At 33.2% G+C, this 18,787-nt stretch carries 16 protein-coding genes; 5 read left to right on the top strand and 11 right to left on the bottom strand.

Features of this window, described 5'->3' with window-relative positions; genetic code table 11:
* Positions 1–13 precede the first annotated feature (13 nt).
* The 9 genes from ACQQ6V_RS13760 to folE all read right to left on the bottom strand — a co-directional run bounded on the left by ACQQ6V_RS13760 (position 14) and on the right by folE (position 12,035).
* Complete coding sequence (locus ACQQ6V_RS13760; RefSeq protein WP_448846073.1) at positions 14–1,954, bottom strand: DUF3858 domain-containing protein; 1,941 nt, start codon at positions 1,952–1,954, stop codon at positions 14–16.
* Entirely contained in the window at positions 1,955–3,841 is a 1,887-nt protein-coding gene (locus tag ACQQ6V_RS13755; protein ID WP_448846072.1) for a DUF3858 domain-containing protein, read from the bottom strand.
* Positions 3,842–3,852: 11 nt separating this feature from the next.
* Positions 3,853–4,365, bottom strand: coding sequence for a ferritin (locus ACQQ6V_RS13750; RefSeq protein WP_448846216.1), 513 nt, complete (start codon positions 4,363–4,365; stop codon positions 3,853–3,855).
* 125 nt (positions 4,366–4,490) lie between these two features.
* Entirely contained in the window at positions 4,491–4,862 is a 372-nt protein-coding gene (locus ACQQ6V_RS13745) for a DUF4890 domain-containing protein (protein WP_448846071.1), read from the bottom strand.
* 205 nt (positions 4,863–5,067) lie between these two features.
* Positions 5,068–5,970 carry a hypothetical protein gene (locus ACQQ6V_RS13740; protein ID WP_448846070.1) on the bottom strand — a complete coding sequence of 301 codons (903 nt, stop codon included), beginning with the start codon at positions 5,968–5,970 and terminating at the stop codon, positions 5,068–5,070.
* Positions 5,971–6,099: 129 nt separating this feature from the next.
* The gene (locus tag ACQQ6V_RS13735) at positions 6,100–8,754 is read right to left on the bottom strand and encodes a 4-alpha-glucanotransferase (RefSeq protein ID WP_448846069.1); all 2,655 of its coding nucleotides are present in this window, start codon (positions 8,752–8,754) and stop codon (positions 6,100–6,102) included.
* A gap of 108 nt (positions 8,755–8,862) precedes the next feature.
* On the bottom strand, positions 8,863–9,618 hold the full coding sequence (locus ACQQ6V_RS13730) for a carboxypeptidase regulatory-like domain-containing protein (RefSeq protein ID WP_448846068.1): 756 nt from the start codon (positions 9,616–9,618) through the stop codon (positions 8,863–8,865).
* 141 nt (positions 9,619–9,759) lie between these two features.
* Positions 9,760–11,229: a cysteine--tRNA ligase gene (gene cysS / locus ACQQ6V_RS13725; RefSeq protein WP_448846067.1), complete on the bottom strand. Its 1,470-nt coding sequence runs from the start codon at positions 11,227–11,229 to the stop codon at positions 9,760–9,762.
* Between the two features lie 137 nt (positions 11,230–11,366).
* A complete protein-coding gene (gene folE / locus ACQQ6V_RS13720) occupies positions 11,367–12,035 on the bottom strand; it encodes a GTP cyclohydrolase I FolE (protein WP_448846066.1) in 669 nt (222 codons plus the stop codon).
* Positions 12,036–12,272: 237 nt separating this feature from the next.
* Here folE and ACQQ6V_RS13715 point away from each other — a divergent pair, with 237 nt between their 5' ends.
* From ACQQ6V_RS13715 to pyk, 5 genes are read left to right on the top strand one after another with little or no spacing between them, the layout of a single operon-like run.
* A complete protein-coding gene (locus ACQQ6V_RS13715; protein WP_034760617.1) occupies positions 12,273–12,512 on the top strand; it encodes an acyl carrier protein in 240 nt (79 codons plus the stop codon).
* A gap of 32 nt (positions 12,513–12,544) precedes the next feature.
* Positions 12,545–13,792 (top strand): beta-ketoacyl-ACP synthase II, encoded by a 1,248-nt coding sequence (gene fabF, locus ACQQ6V_RS13710; protein ID WP_448846065.1) that lies wholly within the window; start codon positions 12,545–12,547, stop codon positions 13,790–13,792.
* A gap of 7 nt (positions 13,793–13,799) precedes the next feature.
* Positions 13,800–14,567, top strand: a complete 768-nt coding sequence (gene rnc, locus ACQQ6V_RS13705) for a ribonuclease III (protein WP_448846064.1) — start codon at positions 13,800–13,802, stop codon at positions 14,565–14,567.
* Positions 14,542–15,012, top strand: coding sequence for an IPExxxVDY family protein (locus tag ACQQ6V_RS13700; protein WP_448846063.1), 471 nt, complete (start codon positions 14,542–14,544; stop codon positions 15,010–15,012). The genes rnc and ACQQ6V_RS13700 overlap by 26 nt, the downstream gene beginning before the upstream one ends.
* Positions 15,005–16,450, top strand: a complete 1,446-nt coding sequence (gene pyk / locus ACQQ6V_RS13695; protein ID WP_448846062.1) for a pyruvate kinase — start codon at positions 15,005–15,007, stop codon at positions 16,448–16,450. Before ACQQ6V_RS13700 ends, pyk begins: the two co-directional genes overlap by 8 nt.
* 67 nt (positions 16,451–16,517) lie before the next feature.
* Here pyk and ACQQ6V_RS13690 read toward each other — a convergent pair whose 3' ends face one another.
* Positions 16,518–17,807 (bottom strand): aldehyde dehydrogenase family protein, encoded by a 1,290-nt coding sequence (locus ACQQ6V_RS13690; RefSeq protein ID WP_448846061.1) that lies wholly within the window; start codon positions 17,805–17,807, stop codon positions 16,518–16,520.
* 19 nt (positions 17,808–17,826) lie between these two features.
* The gene (locus ACQQ6V_RS13685) at positions 17,827–18,699 is read right to left on the bottom strand and encodes a carboxypeptidase-like regulatory domain-containing protein (protein WP_448846060.1); all 873 of its coding nucleotides are present in this window, start codon (positions 18,697–18,699) and stop codon (positions 17,827–17,829) included.
* Between the last annotated feature and the right edge of the window lie 88 nt (positions 18,700–18,787).

Below are 18,787 nucleotides of genomic sequence, written 5' to 3'. Positions count from 1 at the left end.
TTTTCAAAATATTTTAAAGCTTTTTCACCGTTACAGTCTGAGCTTCCATATTAGTAATATTATCAAAAATTTGCTTGAAAGCTGGATAAAATCCTGCTGGATAAATTGGATCAGCAACCGTTGTTGTAGATTCTACCGTGATGCTATTTCCATTTTGTGTGACCACATAATTATAGATAATAGAACTATCTTCGGTACGGAATTTCTTAGACTTCGGCACACTTTCAAAAGCATAACCTTGCGGCAAGGTAATGGTTACTTTCTTAATTCTATCATAACCTGTAAGCAATTCTATTGGCGATCTTCTTTCATCTTTTTGGTCAAAATCATGATTTTTTCTGAACAAAAATAACAATGGGTTAAAAACCATTTTCCCTCCAATACCATCTGTAAATGTATCCGAATTAAAACTAAAACTGGTCTCGAAATCTCCGTTCCCTTTTAATTCTGACTTAATATTTTCTAACGGAAATTTATAATTATCTTTATATTCTTTGATATAAGTATCTTGATCTTTATCGTAAGATTCTGATGCTACCAACGCATAAAGTTTGGTATCTCTATCTTTAAATTCACCTTTAAAAGAACCATCAACTTCTAACTGAGCCGTCACTTCTAGAAATGTCTGACTAATTACTTCTGGAGCAATATCAATCCGCTTTGCATCTTTGTCTGACATCATATATCCTATATAATTATAAGCTCTAGGTGGAAGAATATTAGGTAAAGAAAGTTTAGACGTTGCATCGTATACCATCAATTTCCCAGCAAAATCTGCGCCTGCAATTACATAATTAAAAAGCGTAACAGAAGGAGAAAAAGCTGTAAGCAAGCCCCTACTTTTAGTTGCTATCATAATAGGATTAGCATTGATATTCTCACTTCTCAGAAGCATAACCAAGAGAAGATTAATCTCAGCAGAATTACCTATTTTCTTATCAATTAGGTTTCTAATCCCGTCCTCAGTAAAAGCATAACTCTCTTTATTCCAAGTATAATTTTTTTGAACAAATTTTAAAATAGCAGCCGCTTTCTCTTGTGGATTTTCTATGTTTTTGATATCAGGAGGCAAAATATTTTTTACGATATTCATCTTCTTTAATTCTACACCAAAATTATCATCCTGCATTACATTTTTCCTTACATCTTCCCAAGTTGACGCATAAGACTTATATCCACCTCCCGCTGAACTAACCGGAAAATTAGTGGAATTGAGCTCTGCCATTATAGACGTCCTAAAGTTATTGATGTTATATACGTACTTCTCATCTTTATAAGCTTTTACATTTTCATAAGCAAAACGATAAACTTGATACTCACCTCCATAGATATTTTCCTCACCAATTTTTCTATGAGTTGGCGCTAATGTCCCTTTATAATTAATATTATAGCCTAAGTACTTAGGAGCATCAAAAACATATTCCATATATCGGATTGGTGCAGCATCTTCTACCATTACCTTGGGAATCATGTAGTAGAAAGGTGTATTAATTTTATACTTATACTCTACGACCGATCCATCTTTAACATTAGCAAAGGCAAATTTTGTAATGTCTACATTTTTATACTCTTTGGACTTATATTTAGACTCTTTGTCAATCGACGTTGATGTCACTTTACCATTATCGAAATTATAAGTTGTCGCCTTTAATCCAAATAATACTTCGCGATCTCCACCTCTATTTCTCAAAGGAATTTCTACTGTCAAAAAATCCTCGGCAGCATCTTTTTTAAATATTTTCACACGGCTCATCACCTCAACATTCATACTGCCATTATAATCAATCTGATAATGATAAGCACGATACAAGACTTCTGCTGGCATCTCGGGATCGCTGGCATACTGTGTTAGTTTTACATCTGCATCGTTAAGCTTAGGCAGATTCATAAATTTATGTTGTGCTTGTATTGATATAACACTTAGCACAGAGAACATTAGTAAAATTTTTCTCATTTAGTTTTTTGTAATTAAAAGTTTGGTACTGTCATATTGACTAATCTTTTTTCTGAAATCAGAATACTTTTTAATATCTTCTTTGGGGATTAAATCTTTGTTGATGTAAACTTTTCGCTTAACAATGAGATTATTATTTTGATTTTCAATTGTTAATTCATAGCGTCCGTAAATGCTTTCTAAGGTTATAGCTTTTGGTATTTCGGATAATTTATAACCATTAGGCAAGGTATATATAATCTCATAATTATCGTTGTACGCAAAAGGAATTTCTAAAGGTAAAGAGCGATCTGTACTATTATCTAAGTAAAAACTATTCTGACCCAACGGAATAACCGGAAAGAAAATATCGTTATTTAATTTTTTAGAAAAATTATTAGCGACAAAACTCAGATCCATACCCAAAGTCCCTTCATTTCTATCATTTTTAAGAGAATTAACAACAAGATTCTGAAACTTAAGATTGGCAAATTGTGATTTCAGTCTCTCTTTAAGATCATCATTAGGCAATCCATCATAAAAGTAAGTATAATCATACAATCCACCTTCAAATTTGAATTGTGCTTCTCCCGTCAACGACAGATCTTCATTAATCTTTGCATTAAAACGTAGATTCTCTCGACTATCTTCAGTCTTATATACAGGCGTATTCATCAATTCTATGCCATCTTCTTTAACGAGCATAACATTTCTGTTAGAGTTTTTGAAGCCAATATGATTAAAGGCAATTTTCTGTGATGTATTTTCTAACCAAACATTACCCTTCTCAGTTGGCACCATTAATATCACGTGATTACCACCCATTTTTGGAAAATCTGGATCAAATTTTTTAGGTGTAAAATCATTATAAATAATAGCATAATAAGCCGGAATATTAGCCGCTTTTAATAAAACACGCATATAATTGGTCAAGCCCTTGCAATCGCCATAACCTTTTCTTCTAACATCGTCTGCTGGAGAAGGTTGCCAGCCACCAATACCAATTGCTACATTAACATATCTGGTCTTGTCTTGCATATATTGGTAAAGCTTTTTCACTTTTTCTGACACAGTACCTGATAATTGCAAAGCATCAACTTCTTTTTGGATATTCGGCGTTATAACAGAAACTGGCTCAAGCAAAGTATTATACCATAATCCAAAAGCTTTCCAGGTTTCTAGATCGCCTTTTTTGCCTGCTAAACTAAATTTCTCTAAAGAAAAATCTACCCTCGGAATAAGAGTTTCTAAATCTGGCGCATATTTTTCATCATTAACTGCCATAACATTGGCGTAAGAAAAAGAAAGCTGATTGCCATTGTCTTTAACAGTTACATTTCCTAAGTTGGTATCCAAGATTTTATGCCTTAGTCTAATCCCAGATTTATTAATAAATGTAACGTCTGCATTTTCAACACTGACATTGCCTCTATTGTAAGGTCTAAAACTTGGGATAAAAGCTGTGTCAGAGGTATTAATCTCATAAGTAGTTTCTATCGTATAAGGATAGTTAATACTTGTAACTCCAAGAGATAGAACTCTGTCATCCGTATACAAACCTGATGATCCTGTACCACTAAAATCCTCGAAATCTTTTTTAGAATAAGTACGACTTACCTTCCCGAACTCATCTATAACTCTGACCTTGAGGTTACTAACCTTATAATACTTATCATAGAAAATATTAACAGAACTATTTTTTTCTCCAGCTTTGGTAAGAATAGATTTGACGTCTTTTACTTTAATATCAAGATCATCAACTTTATTAAGCGTATACTGAAGAGAACTTTGTCTTATAACTGTATTAGCCTTTTTCTTGAGCTCTACTGGGATGCTCGCAACGTTATAATCCTGACCAAAAACAAAGTAACAGCCTAATAAAGCTGTTACTGAAATTAAGCGTTTCATAGGCAAAATTATTACGCCTTAGTTGTATCTGGAGTAAAAACGCGTTGTGCTAATTCTTGATCAAATAAGTACAATGCAGATGGATTATCTTTCACCATCTTAATTTTTGTAACTAATTGTGATGCAGAAGCTTCTTCTTCAACTTGTTCTGTAATAAACCATTGTAAAAATGCAATAGTAGCAAAATCATTCTCGTCATTAGCAGCTTTAACGATACTAAAAATACTTTTTGTTACTAATTGCTCATGCTCAAAAGCTTTTTCAAAAATATCTTGTGCACCATCAAAATCGTGTGGTGGCTTAGGTATTTCGTCCAAAACAATTTTACCTCCTACATTATTAACATAGTCAAACATCTTATCAGCATGCATTAATTCTTCTTTAGATTGTACACGGAAATAATTAGCAATACCTTCTAAATCTTGTGATGAGAACCACGCAGACATAGACAAATATAATTGTGCTGCATATTGCTCTTTAGTAATCTGTTTATTAACAAGGGTGACAATATTCTCGCTTACCATAATTTTTTTATTTAAAATTTTTATTTCTACTCCAAAGATAATAAAATTAAAATCCATTATTAAGAAATTTCAGCATAAAAAAAGCAAACCTTCTAGATTTGCTTTATAATAATTAAGATTTATTTTTATTGTTTTGCGGCCATTTTATCCTTTCGTTCTTTCATTTTTTCGGCTTTTTTTTCTTGCCATTTTTTGTATTGCTCTGGTGTCAAAATAGATTTCATGTCTTGGTCATTTTGCTCCATCTTAGCTTTCATTTCTTTACGTTTATTGGCTTTTTCTACTTGTTGCTCTGCCTTATGTGCTTCCATTTTTTTATCATGAAGAGCTCTAATTTGGCCAACCTGAGCATCGGTTAGATTAAGTTCGCTTTTTAGATTGGCTAATCTTTCGGTTCTTTTTTCTTCAAATTTAGCTTTTTTGTCTCCGTCTGTTTTTTGAGAAAATGCTAAAGTCCCTAATACGATAAATGCTGTGCTTAAAATTATTCTTTTCATTTTGAATGATGTTTAATATTTATTTAAAATGTTTTATTTAACTTCTTTTGGATATGTCTATTTGTATTAAAGTTAAATCTACAAATCACAAATTTTGTTAATTTAAATTGCATTCATTTAATTTAAAAAAAAAGAAAAGAGCTTATAAAAATAAACTCTTTCCCTACAAACTAAATATAACGTAAACACTTAACTACTAGCTATATTATCTTGATGATCCACCACTTCTAAAACCGCCATTACCTAATGTTGACGTTGTAGAAGATTCTGATGCAGATCCATTTCTCGTTCCTCTTTCAGAATTTCTGAAGCCAGAATTACCACTATCTCTTGATACAGAAGTATTAGTATTCCTAAAGCCGTCATTGTTCGACTGATTAGTATTTCTAAAACCACCTCCATTATTATCAGATGTTCTCACCGAATTGGTATTTCTGAATCCAGAATTACCATTATCAACATTTCTAAAACCGTTATTATTTCCGAAGTTAGAATTATTTCTAACCCATGAATTTTGATTAGTACTCAACATCCCGTCTAATCTATTATTTTTGTAATAATCTCGGAAGTTAGTTCTGTTAATTTTATAATTGTTGATATTCACATTTCTATATCTTGGGACAACGTTATAATGAACTACATAATAGCTTTGTCTATAATTCTGAAAATAGACAATTGGGCTTCCTTTATAATAATTTCTCTCATAGATAGCATAGACTTTAGGTCCTAATATATTTTGCAAGGCATAAAATCTATCATAATACCAACGATCTGGATTGTATCTATAGTAAGAATCCCAAGCATTATAAGACGTAAACCTGTTATTAAGTCTTATAATCTCATTAACTTGCAATGGTGACAAATTATAATCTATAAAAAATCGATTCCAATTGACTGATGTAATGCTTTTTGTATAATCGCCGTAATAACTATTATAGTAATCATTAGGATAATAATCGTTAGGATAATTATAATAATAATCATCTGGATAATCATAGTTATCGTTGTAATACTCGTATCCGTTGCTAGTAGGATAAGTATCATAATAATCCTGAGCAGATATAAAACCGCCTACGATTATCATCAAACCTAAAAATATTTTTTTCATAACTGTTGTGATGTTAAGTTTAACAAAAAGAAAACTTATTGTTATTCCTTTGATGTTATAAAACTAAAAAGGTTAAAAGCATCTATCACTTTTAACCTTTTCAACCTATTAAATCACTGGAAATCAACACTAAATCCTTTTACTGTCTTCTATCCAGGATTTTATTTTTTGGTTAAATTCTTTTTCGCTCATCAAATCTTCCAAATCAATATGCATTCTGTAGCGCCAATAATGTGGGAAAACGGCTGGATTATTAATTCTTTCTTCGTCCATATTAGCATTCTTCAACCTTTCATCGGTTGCCAAAAATTCTTGCATTGGGAAAATTGCCAACATCGCATCTGTGTACAAATGCTGCTTCATGATAATTTCAGAAAAATCTGATGTAAGATTTCTCGGTGCCGTCCCGTAATAATGTAATTGTTGATTAAAATACAATTGCGTCAGTTCTCTATCCTCATGCCACCATTGTCTTAATGTAGAACTATCATGTGATGACGCTGTAACCACATTAAGGTAACTCGCATCTTTTGGGTTGTAAAACGGAATATTATCAGACGGCATTCTCTGGACCTTCAATGCGACAATCGCCAGCTTATCCATCACTAGAGGAACTGTACTTGGTACCAATCCAAGATCTTCTCCACAAATTAACATATCTGTAGATTGTAGCAAAGCAGGTAGTTTTTCCATGGCTTTGCGATACCAAAGATCATCTTGTCTCTCATAGAAATAATTATGGTATAAGTCCAATAACTTCTGCTTCATATCCTCAGGCATGAAAAAGAAAGAGGATGTTTTCTCTAAATTAAATCTAGGATGATACACATCGCCTTCTGCTGTTTCTTCTATGATAAACAGAACATTAGCCACCAAAGACAATAAGCTTTCTTCATTATCACCTAAAGGATTAGTTTCAAAATAAGTAGCCAATAGACGTTGTGTTTTATACTCTTCTTTGAAAACAAAAATACCATGATCTTTATACTCTAAAAATTGACTGATAATCCCATTTTTATCTTCCCCAAAACTAGCATTAAGAATCTCATCATTAATGAAAGGCTCACAAAATCTAGCTTTATCAAAGTTAATGCGTCTATCACAGAGCTCTTGATCCGTCACTGGAATAGCTGGATAAAAATAACCTAATAATCCTTGCGTCGCAGAAATTGGCATTCTCCAGATTCTAAAAAAACCAAGAATATGATCAATCCTCATCGCATCAAAATATCTTTCTAAAACTTTGAATCTTTTTTTCCACCATTGGTAGCCATCTGCTTGCATTACGTCCCAGTTATAAGTCGGAAACTCCCAATTCTGCCCCAAGTCAGAGAATTGATCTGGTGGTGCTCCTGCCTGAAAATCCATCCCAAATAACTCAGGCTCCACCCAAGCTTCTACACTGTAACGATAGATGCCAATGGGCAAATCACCCTTAACCGAAATACCTAGTTGATGCATATAATCGACTGCTTCTGTAAGTTGCAAGTGCAATTGATACTGTACCCAAGCATGCAACATCACTTTAGAATAATCTTTGTGCTTATCTCTGTATAAAGGAGCTACTCTGCCAACAATATATTTTTTGTGCGTTTTCCAAAGGTTATAATTGGGTGTTTTATATTTATCTCTCAACACACAAAAAGCAGCATAAGGCATTAGCCATTCTTCATTATCTTCTATAAATTGATTAAAATTTTTGTCTTTTAGAATTGTGTTTTCGTTTTCTTTAAAAATAGCTTTTACAAACTTCCACTTTCCAGATATTACAGATTCATAATCAACTAAGTTCTTATCATTTAACCTATCTTTTTCGGTTAGATAATCATTCTTCATATTTTTAGGTAAAGCATAACTCAGTCGATCTACAGAAAGATATTGAGGATGTAAAGCGTATACAGAAATTGCTGCATAAGGATAACTATCTGTCCAGGTATAATTAGCTGTTGTATCATTAATTGGTAATATCTGCAATACCGATAATGCGGTTTCTTTCGCCCAATCGGCTAAATTTTTAAGGTCTAAAAACTCACCAACACCAAATCCGTTTTTTGTTCTCAGAGAAAATACAGGAATAGCAACTCCCGCAGCATGCCATAAAGTAGCATCATCAAATCTAAAATAATGATCTGCAATAATATTAAGTATTTTGGGATTAGGATCAGAAGCTACTACACGATTCTCCCCATTTTCGATAAAAACGATTTCCTCAGTTATCGCATTATAAATTCCGTATTTATAAAAAATTAAAGATTGTGATCGTATTTCTACAGGAATTTCCCAGATACCAGGACTTACTTGAGTTAATTTTATGGCTTTATCATAAGCCCAATTCCCTAATTCTTCGGCATCACCAATCATCAAAATTCCCCAGTCTTTATGGTATAATGGTGCTTCTATGCGGAAAAGATGAGTATGTTTTTTTAGAACTGTATTTTTCTCTTTTTTAAAACCTTTCAGTTGGTTATGAAAAATCTTGTTGTTAAGATAATTTTCCGGGAAATTCTTATTATTCCAGACATCATTAATTTTATACTCTTTAAAACTATAAGCCACAAATAATTGATGAGGAACTATTTCTTCTTCTACCACCAAATTTTGAGCATTTAAGACTTGATATTTATAATTAATAGACTTAAAAAAATAATCTACTACTCCACTCCATTGGTCTTGATCCTGACAATATAGATCATAACTTACAGAGGTTTTATTATTATCCAAAACCTTCAAAACAAGTCTTTCTCCATGTTTTGTCTTATATTTTATCGTAAAATAGAGTTTCATTAATTTTATATTTATCAAGATTTAGGATTTACAAAAGCTTTACCTCCTAAGTTAATATTTTTTTTCAAGAAACTGCTTTCATTCTTTATTACAATATCATTAATCCTTTCATTTTATTCGGGATAAGAAAGTTGGAATATTTTTTTCAATAGAAATAATTAATCCTGATGTATTTTTTGCTTTAACATATCTGAGAACGTGAGCATCCGCCAAGCAAAACAATAGAAAAGCATCAATATGCTCCTCAGGAATCCCAGCACTTTCGAAATAATCCACATCTATTTTGGTTCTCATCCATTGGATATATTCTTGCTCGTCTTGGTAACGATATAATCTTTTCATCTGCTTAGACTTCCCAGAAACCAGCTTATACAAAGCATCGACATTAAGTTGACCTACTATTAGCGGCAACAAAACATGTTTAATCTCTGGTGGTTTTTCTCTAGGTTTTTCTGGAGATCTTGGTAATCCAATGGCTTGTCTTAACTCTTCTTTGGATTGATTAATTCTAACTTGCGAGGCATCTTTCGAGATGTCACCCGAGATTTTTAGTTTAGAAATTTCTACAGATTCAATCTCTTGGGGAAGTCTAATTAATACAACATTAATATTACTGGAATTATTAATCACAACTTGACTTCTCTCAAATTTCTCTTTTACAAATCTCAACCGTTGTCCATAATTAGCTGTAATTTTATACTCTCCAAGAAGATTGGTTGTAACCTTTTCGTCCGTTGCAATATTAAGCACAACAACTTGAGAAATCCTTGCGCCTTCTTCTGTCATAACGATGCCTGAGATCACAGACTGAGCCTTACAGAAACTTATTAATCCGATAAAAATTAAAAAATAGAGTTTTTTCAATATCAAAAAATTTCGTCAAAAATATTATTTAAAAACAAAGTCTAATATTTTTTAACGATGATTAACGTGCTTTAGGATTTTATTACAAAAAAAGCAGCTTCTAATCTAATAGAAACTGCTTGGTATATTGAAGTGTTAAAACTAAATCAGTTGATACGTTGTACCATCACGACCATCTTTCAGCTCGATTCCTTTTTCTAAAAGTTGATCTCTAATCTGGTCTGACAATTCCCAATTTTTAGATTTTCTGGCTTGATTTCTTAATCCAATCAATACCTCTAATGTTTGATCTAATTTATCATTATTAGATTCTTCGATGGTTTGTAATCCTAAAACATCAAAAACAATGGCGTTCATAAATTGTTTCAAATCCTCAAAATCCGTCGTAGAAATACTTTCTTTACCTAATTTGGAAGCAGAAATAACTTTTACAGCTTCAAATAAATGAGAAATAAGTATCGGCGAATTAAAATCGTCCGTTAAAGCTTCATAACATTTTTCTTTCCAAAGTTTAAAATCAAAAGAAGACTGTTCTACGCCTTCTACAGCAGCTTCTGTATTAAGAATTTTAATAGCTTCCATTAATCGATTGAATCCTTTTTCGCTCGCTAACATCGCATCATTAGAAATATCTAAAACACTTCTGTAATGCGCTTGTAAAAAGCAAAATCTCAACACACTGGGATGAAATGCTTTCTCGAAAAAGCTATTATTACCAGTAATTAATTCCATCGGTAGAATATAATTTCCGGTAGACTTGCTCATACGCTGGCTGTTCATTGTCAACATATTAGCGTGCATCCAATATCTAACAGGCTCTACACCATTGCAAGCTTTACCTTGTGCAATTTCACACTCATGATGCGGAAACTTAAGATCCATACCACCTCCGTGGATATCAAACTGATCGCCAAGATACTTAGTACTCATTGCTGTACACTCTAGATGCCATCCCGGGAAACCTTCTCCCCAAGGCGAAATCCACTTCATGATATGTTGCGGTGAGGCGTGTTTCCATAATGCGAAATCTTGCGGATTTTTCTTCTCACCTTGACCATCAAGATCTCTTGTATTGGCAAATAATTCTTCTATGTTTCGCTTAGAAAGTTCGCCATAATTAAGACCTCTTCTGTTATATTCTAAAACATCAAAATATACAGAACCGTTACTTTCGTAAGCAAATCCTTTTTCGATAAGATCTTTTGTCAATTCTATTTGCTCCACAATATGCCCTGTTGCCGTAGGCTCTATCGTTGGTGGCAAAAGATTGAATTTCTTAAGAACATCATGAAAATCCACCGTATATTTCTGTACGATTTCCATAGGTTCTAACTTCTCTAGACGAGATTGCTTAATGAATCTATCATTATTAATATCGCCATCATCCGTAAGATGTCCCGCATCTGTAATATTACGGACATATCTTACTTTATAACCTAGAAAAGTTAATGAGCGATAAATAAAATCAAATGAAAGAAAAGTCCTTACGTTTCCTAAATGTACATTGCTGTAAACCGTTGGTCCACAAACATACATCCCAACGTTACCGTCTAAAATTGGTTTGAAAATTTCTTTTTCGCCCGACAGCGAATTGTATATTTTTAGTTGCATGAAATTTATATTAAAAAGATTATAAGATTAAATTGTGATAAAACAGCAGCATCCACAACAATCAATTTTTGTTGAAAATAATCCATTCTGATGTTTTTTAAATTTAACCATTGTAATTTTAATTTAATTAAAAAATATTAATAATCTAGTTTTGCATGACTTCCTACGTAATGTAAAAACTCTTGTCTTGTGATAGGATTAGTCCTAAAAATCCCACTTAGCTCTGCTGTAATCGTAGAACTTGCAGTATCTTTAATACCACGACAATTAACACAAAGGTGCTTGGCATCGATAATACAAGCCACATCTTTAGTCCCTAAAGCTTCCTTAAGAGCTTCTACAATTTGCATCGTTAATCTCTCCTGTACTTGTGGACGTTTAGCATAATAATCAACAATTCTATTAATCTTAGACAAGCCAATCACCTCACCATTAGAGATATACGCCACATGTGCTCTACCAATAATCGGCAAGAAATGATGCTCGCAGAAAGAATATACCGTGATATCTTTTTCTACCAACATCTGTCGGTATTTATACTTATTAGAAAATGTTGAAATCCCTGGTTTATTTTCGGGTAATAATCCTCCAAAAATCTCATTAACGTACATTTTGGCAACACGTTTCGGAGAGTCTTTTAAAGAATCATCGGTCATATCCAATCCTAAAGTCTCCATAATCTCACCAAAAAGACCTTCTATTTTTGCAATTTTAGCAGAAGGAGACAACTCAAAAGCATCGCTACGAAGCGGTGTATGCTCTTTCCCTACAAAAACATCGTCATCATTATCTGTATAATCCGTCATAATACTAATTGTTACTAACTCGCAAAATTAGGAAAAATAAAAATTTATGAGTTAATAAAAATGCTAAAGTCCAATTATATAAGTATATTTAGTTTCAGAAATAAAGACATTGGAGCTTGCATCTCTTTGAGATTCTTACAATTGCGATTTTCCGTGTTGTTATTTGTTAAATTTAATAAAATTGATTTGAAATTTTATATATTTGCACCAAATTAACATTAATTAAAAACCAATATTATGTCAGACATTGCATCAAGAGTAAAAGCTATCATCGCTGATAAGCTTGACGTTGAAGAAACAGAAGTAACTCAAGAAGCTAGCTTCACTAACGATTTAGGAGCAGATTCTTTGGATACTGTAGAATTAATCATGGAGTTCGAAAAAGAATTCAACATTCAGATCCCTGATGATCAAGCAGAAAAAATCACTACTGTAGGTCACGCTATTGCTTACATCGAAGAAGTAGTAAACAAATAATATTTTTCTTAAAATAGAGATTTAAAAAATTTATGGAATTAAAAAGAGTAGTAGTTACAGGCTTTGGAGCCATTACACCTATCGGAAATAATGCTAATGAATACTGGAACAACCTTTTACAAGGTGTGAGCGGAGCTGCTCCAATTACTCTTTTTGATTCCACTAATTTCAAAACGCAATTTGCCTGTGAGGTAAAAAATTTCGACCCACTTAACTACTTTGAGAAAAAAGAGGCTAAGAAGATGGATCGTAATTCTCAATTCGGTCAAGTTGCAGCAAGAGAAGCTATTGCGCATAGCCGTATCATTGAGGACAATGTAGATAAAAACCGTATTGGTGTTATCTGGGGATCAGGTATTGGTGGGTTAGAAACTTTTGAAACGGAAGTTTTAGGTTGGGCTCATTCTAACAATATCCCAAGATTCAATCCATTTTTTATCCCAAAAATGATTGCTGATATTACTCCTGGTAATATTTCTATCGAATTTGGTTTTCATGGCCCTAATTATACTACAGTTTCTGCTTGTGCTTCTTCTGCCAATGCATTAATAGATGCTAAAATGCTTATCCAATTAAGCAAAGCTGATGTTATTGTTTGTGGTGGCTCTGAGGCTGCTGTTACAGCAAGCGGAATGGGAGGTTTTAATGCTATGCATGCACTTTCTACAAGAAATGACGATCCAACTACAGCATCTAGACCTTTTGATAAAGATCGTGATGGTTTTGTATTAGGAGAAGGCGCAGGTTCTATTATCTTAGAAGAGTATGAGCACGCTGTTAAAAGAGGTGCTACTATCTATGCAGAACTTTCTGGTGGTGGTATGAGTGCAGATGCACATCACATGACAGCTCCACATCCTGAAGGATTAGGCGCTTTCTTGGTAATGAAAAATTGTTTAGAAGACGCAGGTGTAACTGCTGACGAAGTTGATCATATCAATATGCATGGTACATCAACGCCGTTAGGAGACATTGCAGAATCTAGTGCAATTGCAAGATTACTGGGAGAACATGCTTTTGACATCCAGATCAATTCTACCAAATCTATGACAGGTCACCTTCTAGGTGCAGCTGGAGTTATTGAAGCTATTGCTGCTTTAGGTACTATTACACACGGCATTGTCCCTCCTACTATTAATCACTTTACGGACGACGAAAAAATCGACAGCAGACTTAACTTTACTTTTAACCATGCGGTAAAGAAAGATGTGAAAATTGCCATGAGCAATACATTTGGTTTTGGAGGTCATAACGCTTGTGTTCTTTTCAAAAAAATCTAGTTAAACAATGGAGTTTCAGAAATATCTGCCTAAATTCCTACTAAGAAATAAGAACTCAAAAATTTCTGAAAAAGATTATCACTTTCAGCAAGAATTAATCAGATTATTAGATTACAATATCAATAACCTAGAAATTTATCGTGAAGCTTTTTCTTTAAAATGTTCTTCTAGGGCCTTAGATAAGAAAAACTACGAACGTTTAGAGTTTCTTGGAGATTCTGTATTAGGATCTATTATTTCTTGTCATTTATTTATGACTTATCCAGAAGCTAATGAAGGCTATCTGACGCAAATGAAATCCAAGATTGTCAATCGCAAAAATCTTAATAAATTAGGTGAAGAGTTAAATCTTCCTAAATTAATTTTTGCAGATAACAGTGTAACACTTGGCGAAAATATTGCTGGCAACCTTCTTGAAGCATTTGTAGGAGCTATATTTCTAGACACCAATTATGAAGTCTGCAAAAATATAGTATTACAAAAGCTACTACCTCCTGCAGAAATTAATAAGCTAGAAAATAAAATTGTTAGCTACAAGGGACTTTTGTTAGAATGGAGTCAGAAAAAGAAAGTATCTATAAAATACGAAACTATAGAAGAACATCTGCATACAAAGCAAATTGTTTTCCGTTGTTATGTATGGTTAGATGATACTAAAATTGCTAATGCTAGCGAAACTTCCAAAAAGAAAGCAGAAGAAAAAGCAGCACAGCGCGCATTTTATATGTTAAATAAAAAAGAGAACATTCTTGAAACTCAAAAAACTATTTCTTGATCAGGAAGAAGAAGAATCTTTAAATGTAGGCCTAATAAGGCTTGCGAAAAGAATTCCTGATTATGAGTTTTTTTTTCAAATAAACCATCTCAATTTTTTTCAGTTTTATCGCAAGGATGATTTTATTATTCCTGCAGAATACAACACTTATCACTTTTCTTGTTTTCACGCTTATGATGAAATTTCTAAAAATCAATGGAAAATATTTTCTAATAGATCTATAGAAACTTTCAAGAAAAAAGAACAAGACAAACTCTTCTTAGATGAACAAGATATTAAGTTTTTGTTAGAAGAACATCAAGAAGTTGATTATATTATTACGTCCGGGGATGACTTTGTAGATTTTTCCTTAATTTTGCTCCCGGAAAACCTATCCTTCCCCATCCAGGATTTCTCCTTAGAACCTAATGAGGAATTATATCAAATAATTCAATACTATGAATAAAAATTTAAAGAAAACAAAAATCATCGCTACATTAGGACCTGCATCATCTTCTAAAGAAGTAATGGTACAGATGATTAAAGCAGGCGTTGATGTTTTCCGTATCAACTTTTCTCATGCTGATTACGATCTGGTAAAGAGAAATATAGACATCATTAGAGAAATTAACCAAGAATACGGCTATTCTGTAGCGATATTAGGAGACTTACAAGGACCTAAACTTCGCGTGGGTGTTGTAAAAGAAGGTTCTTATCTTAATCCTGGCGATGTCCTAACCTTTACCAACGAAAAACTTGAAGGCGATGCTACTAAAGTCTATATGACTTATGAAAAATTTCCTCAAGACGTAAAAGTAGGTGAAAGAATCCTGATTGATGACGGAAAATTAGTTCTAGAAGTTATCGAAACTAATAATATAGATACCGTTAGAGCTAAAACTATACAAGGTGGACCTCTAAGTTCTAAAAAAGGAGTTAACCTTCCTAATACCAACGTATCTCTACCTGCGTTAACAGAGAAAGATATCGAGGATGCTAACTTTATCTTAGATAATGATTTTGACTGGATTGCATTGTCTTTCGTAAGACATGCTCAGGACATCAAGGATCTAAAAGAGTTAATCGCTAACCACCCTACTCACAAGCAAAAGTTACCAATCATCGCTAAGATTGAAAAACCAGAAGGTGTTAAAAACATTGATGAAATCTTAATGGAATGTGATGGTATCATGGTAGCTCGTGGAGATCTAGGTGTAGAAGTACCAATGGAGCAAGTACCCGTAATCCAAAAAGATTTGGCAAGAAAGGCAAGATTATATTCTAAGCCGGTAATTATTGCTACTCAAATGATGGAAACCATGATTACAAGCCTTACGCCAACCAGAGCTGAGGTGAATGATGTGGCCAATTCTGTAATGGATGGTGCTGATGCCGTGATGCTTTCTGGAGAAACTTCTGTAGGAAAATATCCAGTAGAAGTGGTAAGCAATATGGCTAAGATTGTTAAAAATATAGAGCAGTCACCAGTTTATTCAAAATTCAATGCGCCAATTGAAGATAAAATCAATTGTGTAGATGATCGTTTTGTTACTGATATGGTATGTAGATCTGCCGTAGATATTGTAAAGTCTGCTGGTGCAGAAGCCATCATCACATTAACATCTTCTGGTTATACAGCTTTCCAAATTTCTGCTCATAGACCAGATGCTCACATTATTGTTTTCAGCTCTAATAAGAGAGTGATTACGATGCTTAATTTACTTTGGGGCGTTAGAGCATTTTATTATGATATGCAGAAGTCTACGGACGAAACTGTAATCCAAGTGAATATGCTAGCACATAATTATGGTTTTGTAGAGCAAGGTGATTCTGTAATTAACCTTAACGCAATGCCTGTACACCACGGTGGAAAAACCAATACACTACGTCTAACGACAATCTAATACACGTGTATTTTAAATATAAAAAACCTGAAGATTAACTTCAGGTTTTTTTTATGTTTTTAGTATTTTAAAGAAATCCTACAATAGTTTTGGTTATTGTAAATTCTCTTAAGGCATGTGCAGAAAGTTCTACTCCATAACCAGATTGTTTTATTCCACCGAATGGCAATCGTGTATCTGAGCTTGTAGATTTATTTAACGAAACCGTACCCGATTCTAAATTATCAATAAAGAACTGAGCTCTTTCTCTATTAGAAGTCCACACAGAGTTGGCTAAACCAAATGGAATATCATTAGCTAGTGCCAAACAATCATTATCATCCTTAGCAATCATAACCATAGCTAATGGTCCGAATAATTCTTCTTGTAAAATTGGATTACCTGATTGTACCAAAATAACTCCTGGATTGAACGCTAAATCAGATATTCTGTCTAGAGGCAAGATTATCTCTGCGCCGTGGTCTAAAGCTTTATGATACTGTGCTTCTAACTCATCTGCTAAGTCCTTACGCGCCATCATAGAAATTTTAGTATTTCTATCCATAGGATCACCAGGAAGATAAGTTTTAACCTCTACTATAAAAGGTGCTAAAAAACGATCTTTAATACTTTCTAATACAATAAAACGTTTTGCTGCATTACATACCTGCCCTGTATTTTGAAACTTACCCTTTGGCCCTTCTTTTGCCGCCTTTTCTATATCAGCATCATCCAGGACAATATAAGCATCACTCCCTCCTAACTCTAAGAGAGATTTTTTAATATTTTTACCAGCCAAAGCTGCTACTTCTCCACCTGCACCACCGCTACCAGTAAGGCTCACACCTTTTACAATAGGATTTTCTAATATAGAAGCAACCTCTTGATGCCCTATTTCTAAATTCTGAAAAATACCTTTAGGAAAACCTGCTTCCAAGAACAATTCTTCTATCTTACGACCACTACCAAAACAGATTGATGCGTGTTTTAGAACTACAACATTACCCGCCAAAATTGTCGGTATTGCAAATCTAAGAACTTGCCAGAAAGGAAAATTCCAAGGCATAACGCCCAAAATAACACCCATAGGCTCATAATGAACCTCACTAACATTATATTCTGTAGGGATAAATTCTGGTTTTAAAGTATTTTCCAACTTAGCATAATACTCAATCATACCCGCAGATTTATTAATTTCTGTGATAGATTGTGTAATAGGCTTATTCATTTCTTGAGTGATAATAATCCCATACTCTTCGGCACGAGATTTTAGAATTGAAGCGAGATTAGACAGCAATTTTTGACGGTCTTCAAAAGGAGTTTTTTTCCAATTTTTAAAGCTTTTATCTGCTTCAATCAGATAATTGTCTACGTTCATTTTTCAAAAACATTAATGGCTAAGATGCAACATTTATTGTACCAAAACCAAATTTTGGAGCCATTAATTTAGCCATATCTACGTGATTAATAACATCTATAGAAGTTCCTTTTTTCTGATTTTCATATTGTATGAATAAAGTTTCTAACTCCACCTTAATAACACCTACATTATAATTTTTAAAATATTTGGACGCTAGATGCTGTTTTGCCTCACAAAAAATCAAAAAACTATCAATTGCGGTATCTTTTAATCCAAAACTCAAAAAGTAATCTTCACCTAAATCATTTTTCAAATTTTTATAAAACTGCTTGGATTGTAATTCTGTAGCAAAGAAAACTGGTTTCTCTGGTTTACCTTTAAAAATACTAGAGATTAGGCCTGCCGCCTTTATTAGATCAACTCCCACATTAGGCATAGAGCGCACCTGAAAATCTTTTGGGACTGTGGGTCTTGGGATAACTTCGGTTGGTTTCCCGTATCTAAGAAAAGCTGTAATTTCTTGATTAAGACTTTCTGTCCTTAAATTAGTTACTTTCTTGAGATCTTTTTTTAGATTACCTGTCATAACAAGTCCTACGTCAACGGTCTCAATCTCGATGGCTCTGGGGATAAGTGTGACTTTAAAATCTTTAAGAAAGTCTTGATATTCTAATCTATGATTAGTTCTTTCATAGCCTTCTTTAACAATTCTTAATTCGTTTTCGTCTGTTGCTTTGATGATAAAACGGCCGTCATTATCTGTTGTGGTCTTAAAGTTATTGCTGATATTAATAACTTCTACATTAGGAATTCCTTTGTTAGATTCTGACACAACTTGCCCATTAATAAACTTTTGAGCATTGATAAAAACTACAGAAAAGCAAACTAAAAATAAGGTAAAAACTCTCATCAAATGGTTAATTATTTAGTTTCAAAATTATCATCTTTTGAAATAACAATTATCACTTTAACAAGATTTATGATTAATGAGAGTAAAA

The sequence above is a fragment of the Chryseobacterium electrogenes genome (genome assembly GCF_053553015.1).
The sequence above is the reverse complement of the archived record's forward strand: the minus strand, read 5'-3'. Positions and strand labels throughout refer to the sequence as shown.

Coding starts and splice junctions, on each gene's coding strand:
- ACQQ6V_RS13760 (WP_448846073.1), bottom strand. CDS start 1,954: ATGAGAAAAATTTTACTAATGTTCTCTGTGCTAAGTGTTATATCAATA.
- ACQQ6V_RS13755 (WP_448846072.1), bottom strand. CDS start 3,841: ATGAAACGCTTAATTTCAGTAACAGCTTTATTAGGCTGTTACTTTGTT.
- ACQQ6V_RS13750 (WP_448846216.1), bottom strand. CDS start 4,365: ATGGTAAGCGAGAATATTGTCACCCTTGTTAATAAACAGATTACTAAA.
- ACQQ6V_RS13745 (WP_448846071.1), bottom strand. CDS start 4,862: ATGAAAAGAATAATTTTAAGCACAGCATTTATCGTATTAGGGACTTTA.
- ACQQ6V_RS13740 (WP_448846070.1), bottom strand. CDS start 5,970: ATGAAAAAAATATTTTTAGGTTTGATGATAATCGTAGGCGGTTTTATA.
- ACQQ6V_RS13735 (WP_448846069.1), bottom strand. CDS start 8,754: ATGAAACTCTATTTTACGATAAAATATAAGACAAAACATGGAGAAAGA.
- cysS (WP_448846067.1), bottom strand. CDS start 11,229: ATGCAACTAAAAATATACAATTCGCTGTCGGGCGAAAAAGAAATTTTC.
- folE (WP_448846066.1), bottom strand. CDS start 12,035: ATGACGGATTATACAGATAATGATGACGATGTTTTTGTAGGGAAAGAG.
- ACQQ6V_RS13715 (WP_034760617.1), top strand. CDS start 12,273: ATGTCAGACATTGCATCAAGAGTAAAAGCTATCATCGCTGATAAGCTT.
- fabF (WP_448846065.1), top strand. CDS start 12,545: ATGGAATTAAAAAGAGTAGTAGTTACAGGCTTTGGAGCCATTACACCT.
- rnc (WP_448846064.1), top strand. CDS start 13,800: ATGGAGTTTCAGAAATATCTGCCTAAATTCCTACTAAGAAATAAGAAC.
- pyk (WP_448846062.1), top strand. CDS start 15,005: ATGAATAAAAATTTAAAGAAAACAAAAATCATCGCTACATTAGGACCT.
- ACQQ6V_RS13690 (WP_448846061.1), bottom strand. CDS start 17,807: ATGAACGTAGACAATTATCTGATTGAAGCAGATAAAAGCTTTAAAAAT.
- ACQQ6V_RS13685 (WP_448846060.1), bottom strand. CDS start 18,699: ATGAGAGTTTTTACCTTATTTTTAGTTTGCTTTTCTGTAGTTTTTATC.